Source organism: Ruegeria sp. G5, from assembly GCF_056533365.1.
In genome coordinates, this window is record NZ_JBQFOK010000014.1 from 61,285 (window position 1) to 68,148 (window position 6,864).

Here is a 6,864-nt window from a genome sequence, read left to right on the forward strand (position 1 = left end):
GATCATTGCAATCACCGGTGTTGTCACGAGAATCTGCAAACTCTATCCCGGCAGATATCTGCTTCCATCGCGACCAAGTTATTATTAAACAACGAGAAAGGATCAAACGGAAGACCATTGAGACCAAGTGCTTGCTTCACCACAAATCCGCCGCATAATCAGTCGAGCCAGATGAGCCAGATCCTCTCTTGGTTCAGGCCGAAATCTGCCCAAAATCCATGACGACGGGTGGCCATTGGAAATAGAACTTGGAAGGAAAGACCATGAGCAAGATACGCCGGTCAGTTGTCCGACGGGATGTCATGCCTGGAAATACCGGATCGCCTCTGGTTAATCCTCTTTCACCATCGGCAATGTACACCTACGAAAGCGCCAGCCAGTTAGAGGCTGTTTTCAACCATGAAGCAGAGGGTTTTACTTACTCTCGCGACGGGCATCCCAATGCTGCCAGTTTGGCGGACAAACTAAACTGGATGGAACATGCGACCACCGGCATTATGACGGCATCCGGAATGACAGCACTTTCCGCCGCGATGTTTGCACTGTTGGAAAAGGGCGACTGCGTCGCAGCCGCATCGCAGCTCTATGGCCGCTCATTGCTAATGATTGATCGCGATCTACCTCGCCTGGGGTTTGAGACGCGAAAGTTTGATGCATCTGATCCTGCCACGTTTGAAACAGCTATTGTTCCCGGCACACGTATCGTTTTGGTCGAGATTATTTCGAACCCCATGCTGAGGGTGACACATTTCCAAGCGCTCGTTGCGGCGGCCCGCAAAGTGGGCGCGCTCGTTTTGGTAGACAATACGTTTACCACGCCACGCTTGTTCAACCCATTGAAACATGGCGCTGATCTGGTCATGCAGTCAGTGACAAAGATGCTATCGGGGCATTCAGATCTGAACCTTGGATATCTCGGTGCACGAGACCCCGACCTCATAGACCAGATAGAAGAAACGGTAAAAACACTGGGGTTCAACGCGAGCCCCTATAATTGCTGGATGGCCGAACGCGGTCTAAACACGTTTGATTTGCGCTTTGAACGAGCGCAAGAAAACGCGCTTAGGCTCGCGCGTTATTTCGAAGGTCACCCCATGATTAGCAAAGTCCACTATCCGGGTCTGCCAAGTCATCCAGACTTTGATCTGGCGAAAGAGCTACTGCCGGGAGCGGGCTCGATCCTATCCTTTGTACTGAACGGAGCACGGACCGAAGCTGACCGCTTCTTGGAATCCCTCAAAAGCATCCCATATGGTCCCACGCTGGGCGACGTGGCCACAATGGTAATCATGCCCTCTGTTTCTTCACACCGGAAGCTATCGCGAGAAGCACGACTGACGCTTGGTATCGAAGACAACCTGATCCGAGTTTCTGTTGGCATTGAAGCGTATGACATTATTGAGGGTGATTTCGCAGATGCTCTGCAACACGCCAGTTCTTCCTTAAGCGAAAGCAGATGAAGGAAGTTAAGCTCAGGTCTGTTACTTCTTTGATTGTATTTAATTCTTTGGTTCTTCGCAGACCAAATTCCGTTTCATCTGGCCTTCGTTGACTCTCAGATAAGTCAGCATCCGTTTCGCCCATGACAGAGCGCCGGATGATAGCAGAAACACCTCAGGAACCACGAGCCATTCGCCAACCCAGACACCGCCAGAACGCTCATGCTGGTGCATGGTCAGTTCTCCGATCTGCTCTGACCGCTGGCGCCCCAGCCTTGCGACGGCTTCGGCAAATTCACTGGCCCGCTGGTTGCGCTTGTGATGCATCGAGGATGAAGCGCCCTTGCCGTTTTCATGGCATTCGCAGACCTCACCGATATCGCTGGACGACAGCAGATTGATGTTGTGGGCTATTTTACAGATCGTCGCACAAAGCGCGCCGAGCGACGAGACAATATCGCCCACGCCATCACGCGCGTTTTGCCAATGAGGGTCTACCGCGCCAAGGCCAAGTTCCTTGGCCATTTGCGCCTTTATCCCTGCCCCGGTTCCAGCCTCATATTTTGACAAATCTCCCAACGGTCCGCCGACCTGAACCAGTATCCCGCGCCTTTCCGCTTCGATAATCGCCTCGCGACGGCGCAGGAGTTCTGCGCGCCAGACCTCAAACTTGGTCCGCAGCAGCATAGGAACGGCATGTTGCCCGTTGGTGCGCCCGATCATCTGCGTGGTGGGGTGCACCTCGATCAGGTCCGTCAGGGAGGATACGAGCTGATCGAGGTCGCTGAGCACTGTCGTCAGACCGAGCTTCATTTGCATCGCCAAGCCCGTGTCCATGATGTCTTGCGTCGTGCTGTTGAAATGGACATATGGCGCGAGATCTTTGCCAACATGTTCGCGCAATTGACCGACCAGACCGACGATGGGCCGTCCAACAAGCGCCATGTCCTCGCGCAATCGATCCTGGTCCAGATGCCCGATAGAAAATCCGTCCAACGCAACGACAGCTTCGCGCGGCACAAGACCTGCATCGCTTTGCGCGTGCATAAGTGCCTGTTCGACCTTGATCCATGCAGAGATTGTTGAGGCTTCAGACCAGATACGGCGCATTTCTGTGCTCGAAAAGCTACCCTGCATGAGTTGCCAATCAAGCATCACCCAGCCCTCCCTGAATCAATTTGCGCTCTTTCATGATGCCGCGGATACGGAAGGCAATGGCTCCAGCCCCAAGGATCAGGAAAGCAAGCGCGATTGGGCGTTCTACAAAGATCAGGGCACCGCCGTCCGACATCAACAGCGATTGGCGAAAAGTCTCTTCCGCGCCCTTGGCCAGGACAAACGAGATCACGAAGGCTGCGATGTTGAAATCATATTTGCGCATCAGCCACCCGACGAACCCGGCACAGGTCATGACCGTGACATCAAACATCGACCCGCGCGCCGAATACGCCGCCACAAAGGCGGTCATGAAGATCAGTGGGTATAGAACATTTGTCGGGATTTTCAGGATCAGACGGGCAACCTGTGTGGCCCCGAAGTAACCGATCAGGCCATAGGCCAGAATACCAAGCATACCGCAGGCAAATAGCTTGTAGACAAGTTCCTTGTCGGTCAGGAACAGTGTCGGCCCCACCTGAATGCCGTGGATCAGAAAGACGCCCAAAAGGATCGCACCGATGGTCGAGCCGGGAATACCCAGTGTCAGCAGCGGCGCCATGGATGGGCCGGACACAGCATTGTTCGCGGCTTCGGGTGCGGCGACGCCCTCCAGAGCGCCTTTGCCCCACTCTTCGGGATTTTTTGCGCGACGTTTTCCTTCTCCATAGGAGATGAAGGCCGCAATCGCCGATCCAAGGCCGGGCAAAACCCCGATGCCTGCCCCAATAAACCCGCCGCGCAGGGCGTGAGGTAAACAGGGCTTGTATTCCTCCCATGTCAGATCATTGCCGTCAGCCGAGCTTTGGTTTTCCTGGGTTTCTCCGGTTGCCTTACGACGTTCTTCGAGTTGGGCAAAAACCTCACCGAGAACAAACACACCAATCATGAGCGGCACCAGACCGATCCCGTTGGATAAGTCGAAAGAGCCGAATGTGTAGCGTTCTTCGCTGGAAATCGGATCGAGACCAACCATTGCCACCAAAATACCCAGGAGGGCGGAGGCCAAGCCTTTTACAATGGACTTCCCGATCACCGACCCGATCACCACAAAGGCGGCGAAGTAAATCGCGAACGTCTCAGGCGGGCCAAGCTTTAGCGCTATTGCCGCGATGAAGCCCACGCCGACGACCAATAGAATGTCTCCCATCAAGTCTCCAATGACGGATGAAATCGTGGCGACTTTCATTGCTTTGCCCGCCTTGCCAGCACGAGCAAGCGGATAGCCGTCAATCTGCGTGGCCGCGCTGGCGGCTGTGCCCGGCGTATTGAACAGTATGGCCGCGATGGACCCGCCATAGCGTCCCGACTTACCGATTACATAGAGAAAGGCGAGCGCGAACAGAGGCGACATGTAGAAGGTGATGGGCAATAGCATGGCGATTGCGGCGGAGGCCGTCAAACCCGGCGTTGCGCCCACGATCATGCCCACAGCAGCAGCAAGAACAATTGCAAACAGAAGTATTGGGTCGGTGATGACCGAAAGAAGGGCGGGAAAGATTTCCATGAGGTACTACCCCTGTATCCAGCTAAGTAGGTCGAAAACTTCGCCATAAGGCGGAAAGACACCAAGCAGCATGAAAAAGATGAGATGAAAGACCAGCGGGCAGACGACCACGGATACCGCAAGGCCGATCCAGCTGCGCACGCCGAACATATAAAGCACGATGGGGGCCACGATGGCCGTGGGCAGCAAGTAACCGAACCAGCGGAAGGATTGCTGGTAGATCAGTGCAATGATGAACAGCACGACAATCTGAGCAGTTGCCCCGTTATCCGTATTCGCCGCGACAACATCTCCAGTCTGGCGGGATGCGCCCACGAGTAGAAACCCAGACAAAACAAAAAGCGCAACCGAGGCAGAAAACGGGACAATCCCGGCCCAGGTGTCTCCGGGTGAGGCTGCAGGTACCTGCCATGCGCCCCAGATTGCGAACATCGAAATGGCAGCGAGCACCAGACCTTCAGCATAGGCACGCATGTCTTCCTCCCTGAGTTGTTCGTGGACAGAAAAAGGCCGAGGGGTTAAGCCACCCGGCCTTACTGTTTTCTTAATTTGTCAGGCTTTCGACCAAGGGTGCGGCATCGTTCTTCATGGAACTCAAGGTTGCCTTTGCATCGGCACCATTCTGATAGACCGGCCCGGTCCCGCGCGATGCCAGTAACTCAGCAAACTCCGGCTTCGCCGCGATCTGCTCCAATGCGGATTCCATCGCTGCAACCACTTCCGGCGGTGTGCCCTTCGGGGCAAACACGATCACCGGCGAAGACACGGCGGCAAATGGAATACCGAGCTCACCGAAGGACGGAACATCAGACATGATACCGTCGCGTTCTTGACTGTTCACGGCCAACGCACGCAGTTGGTCTTCGAACCCGGCCAACTGTTGTACGCCCAGGAACCCGAAATCGGCCTGCTCTCCGATCAAAGCGGCACGGGTAGGCCCGCCGCCTTTGAAAGGAACATCCTGCGCTTCAATACCGTTATTGGCTAGAAATCCCATTCCGCCGACGTGGTGAAAACCACCGCGACCGGAATGCGCCCAGCGAAGCGAGCCGGGATCGGCTTTGGCAGCGTCGATCACGTCCTGAACAGATTGGAACGGACTGTCTTTGGGAACCATCAGCGAGGTTTGCAATTCACCAACCTGAGCGACAAAGTCAAAGCTCTCCAAAGCGTCAATGTCGGTATCGCGCGTCATGGTAGACAGCAGGAACGAACCCCCAGAGGTCATCAACATGATATAGCCATCCGGTCGGGCGCCGACGACCGAATTGGCGCCATTCAAGCCACCCGATCCGGGTTTGTTGACGACCACAACCGGTACCTCCAGAATGCCTTCAGCTGCGGCTGAAATGGCGCGGGCATAAGCGTCTGTGCCACCGCCGGCTTTATAGGGTACAATCAGGTTGATCGGGCGTTTGGGCCAATCGGCCGCGAAACTGGCGGTTGCAGTTGCCGCAACGGCGAAACCTGCCAAAGCAGCAGAGATAAGCGTTCTGCGTTTCATGAAGTCCTCCCTATTTTCTTTCCTGATTTCATCTAGCAGACGCGCTGGATTGCGAAAAATGCAAAGATGTTTAGTTTACTTGCACTGAATGCAAGTGACGGTGACGAACATGAATATCAAAGCCCTACGCGCGTTTAGAGCGACGTTGTCGGAAGGATCCCTCGCAGCGGCAGCGAACATATTGCACCTGTCCCAACCGGCAGTGAGCCGATTGATCTCGGGCCTCGAAGGCGAGTTGCGACTTGATCTCTTTGATCGAAGTGGTCGCAACCTTACACCAACAGCTGAGGGGCTTGCCTTTTATCGCGAAGCGGGGCGTATTCTCGACAATCTCGACGAAATCCCGGGCATCGCTGCCGAGATCCGGGCAGGCCGTACACAAAGCCTTCGTATCGTCGCGATGCCACGCATCGCCCGAGCGCTCGCCTCTCCTGCGGTTGGTCAATTTGTAAGAGCCAACCCTGACACCAATGTCAGCCTGGACGTTCGCGCTCGTCGCGAGGCTGGAAAATGGTTGGCCGGCCGCGAGTATGATATCGGTATTGGGGCACTGCCAGTCGAACATCCGGAGATCCGAACCGAGCTGTTACTGCGCGTAAGAGCACAGGCCGTTGTTCCTGTCGATCATCCACTCGCCGATCTGAAGGAGATTTCCATCGACAAACTGGCAGACGTTCCAATTGTCCGACTGATGCACGGATTGCTTCTGCGCGATCAACTGGATGATATGTTTCGATCCGCTGGGCTACTCCCAAAACAGACTTGCGAAGTTGCATCTTCTTCGTTGGCCTGCGCGCTCGTCGCCGATGGTGGAGGCGTTACCATCGCAGATGAACTTGTCGCTGCTAACGTGGACAAAGACCGCATTCGAACCGTTCCGATCACGCCAGAACGCTGGATGTCCTTTGGACTTCTGTTCCCGGTTAAGGCAGAACCAAGCGAAGCTTGCGTGCAGTTCATCGGGGTGTTGAAGGCGCATGTGGCAAACTTGGCGGAGGCAAGCGCCACAATCGAGGTCGTGAATTAGCGACCAGCTCGGTCCTGCATGACATCTCGCTGGAAGTTCGACTTGCCGAAAGCCTTTTCATTCATAAACCTGATGGGGTGGATGGCTCCTGCTCCAACCGGCGTCGCAATGCGCCATAGTGCAGTTGTCTAAGACTGCTAATGAGAGGAGCCACCCCATGCAAGTTACCACAATTGGCGTTGATCTGGCCAAGAACGTTTTCCAGGTCCACGGGATCACCGCCACTGAGGAA

6 protein-coding genes are annotated in these 6,864 nt (G+C 55.1%); 2 read left to right on the top strand and 4 right to left on the bottom strand.

The window, feature by feature from the left end; translation table 11 throughout:
- The first annotated feature begins 263 nt into the window (after positions 1 to 263).
- Positions 264 to 1,460, top strand: coding sequence for a trans-sulfuration enzyme family protein (locus ACR0BD_RS18895; protein WP_480797757.1), 1,197 nt, complete (start codon positions 264 to 266; stop codon positions 1,458 to 1,460).
- A 39-nt stretch (positions 1,461 to 1,499) separates the two neighbouring features.
- On the opposite strand, the gene ACR0BD_RS18900 is transcribed toward ACR0BD_RS18895, so the two are convergent.
- From ACR0BD_RS18900 to ACR0BD_RS18915, 4 genes are all read right to left on the bottom strand, one after another.
- Positions 1,500 to 2,594, bottom strand: coding sequence for a lyase family protein (locus ACR0BD_RS18900; protein WP_480832742.1), 1,095 nt, complete (start codon positions 2,592 to 2,594; stop codon positions 1,500 to 1,502).
- Positions 2,587 to 4,101: a tripartite tricarboxylate transporter permease gene (locus ACR0BD_RS18905; protein WP_480832744.1), complete on the bottom strand. Its 1,515-nt coding sequence runs from the start codon at positions 4,099 to 4,101 to the stop codon at positions 2,587 to 2,589. The genes ACR0BD_RS18900 and ACR0BD_RS18905 overlap by 8 nt, the downstream gene beginning before the upstream one ends.
- Positions 4,102 to 4,107: 6 nt before the next feature.
- Positions 4,108 to 4,575: a tripartite tricarboxylate transporter TctB family protein gene (locus tag ACR0BD_RS18910; protein WP_480832746.1), complete on the bottom strand. Its 468-nt coding sequence runs from the start codon at positions 4,573 to 4,575 to the stop codon at positions 4,108 to 4,110.
- A 70-nt stretch (positions 4,576 to 4,645) separates the two neighbouring features.
- On the bottom strand, positions 4,646 to 5,605 hold the full coding sequence (locus tag ACR0BD_RS18915; RefSeq protein WP_480832748.1) for a tripartite tricarboxylate transporter substrate binding protein: 960 nt from the start codon (positions 5,603 to 5,605) through the stop codon (positions 4,646 to 4,648).
- Between the two features lie 109 nt (positions 5,606 to 5,714).
- On the opposite strand from ACR0BD_RS18915, the gene ACR0BD_RS18920 reads away from it, so the two are divergent.
- On the top strand, positions 5,715 to 6,632 hold the full coding sequence (locus ACR0BD_RS18920; protein ID WP_480797752.1) for a LysR family transcriptional regulator: 918 nt from the start codon (positions 5,715 to 5,717) through the stop codon (positions 6,630 to 6,632).
- Positions 6,633 to 6,864 lie beyond the last annotated feature (232 nt).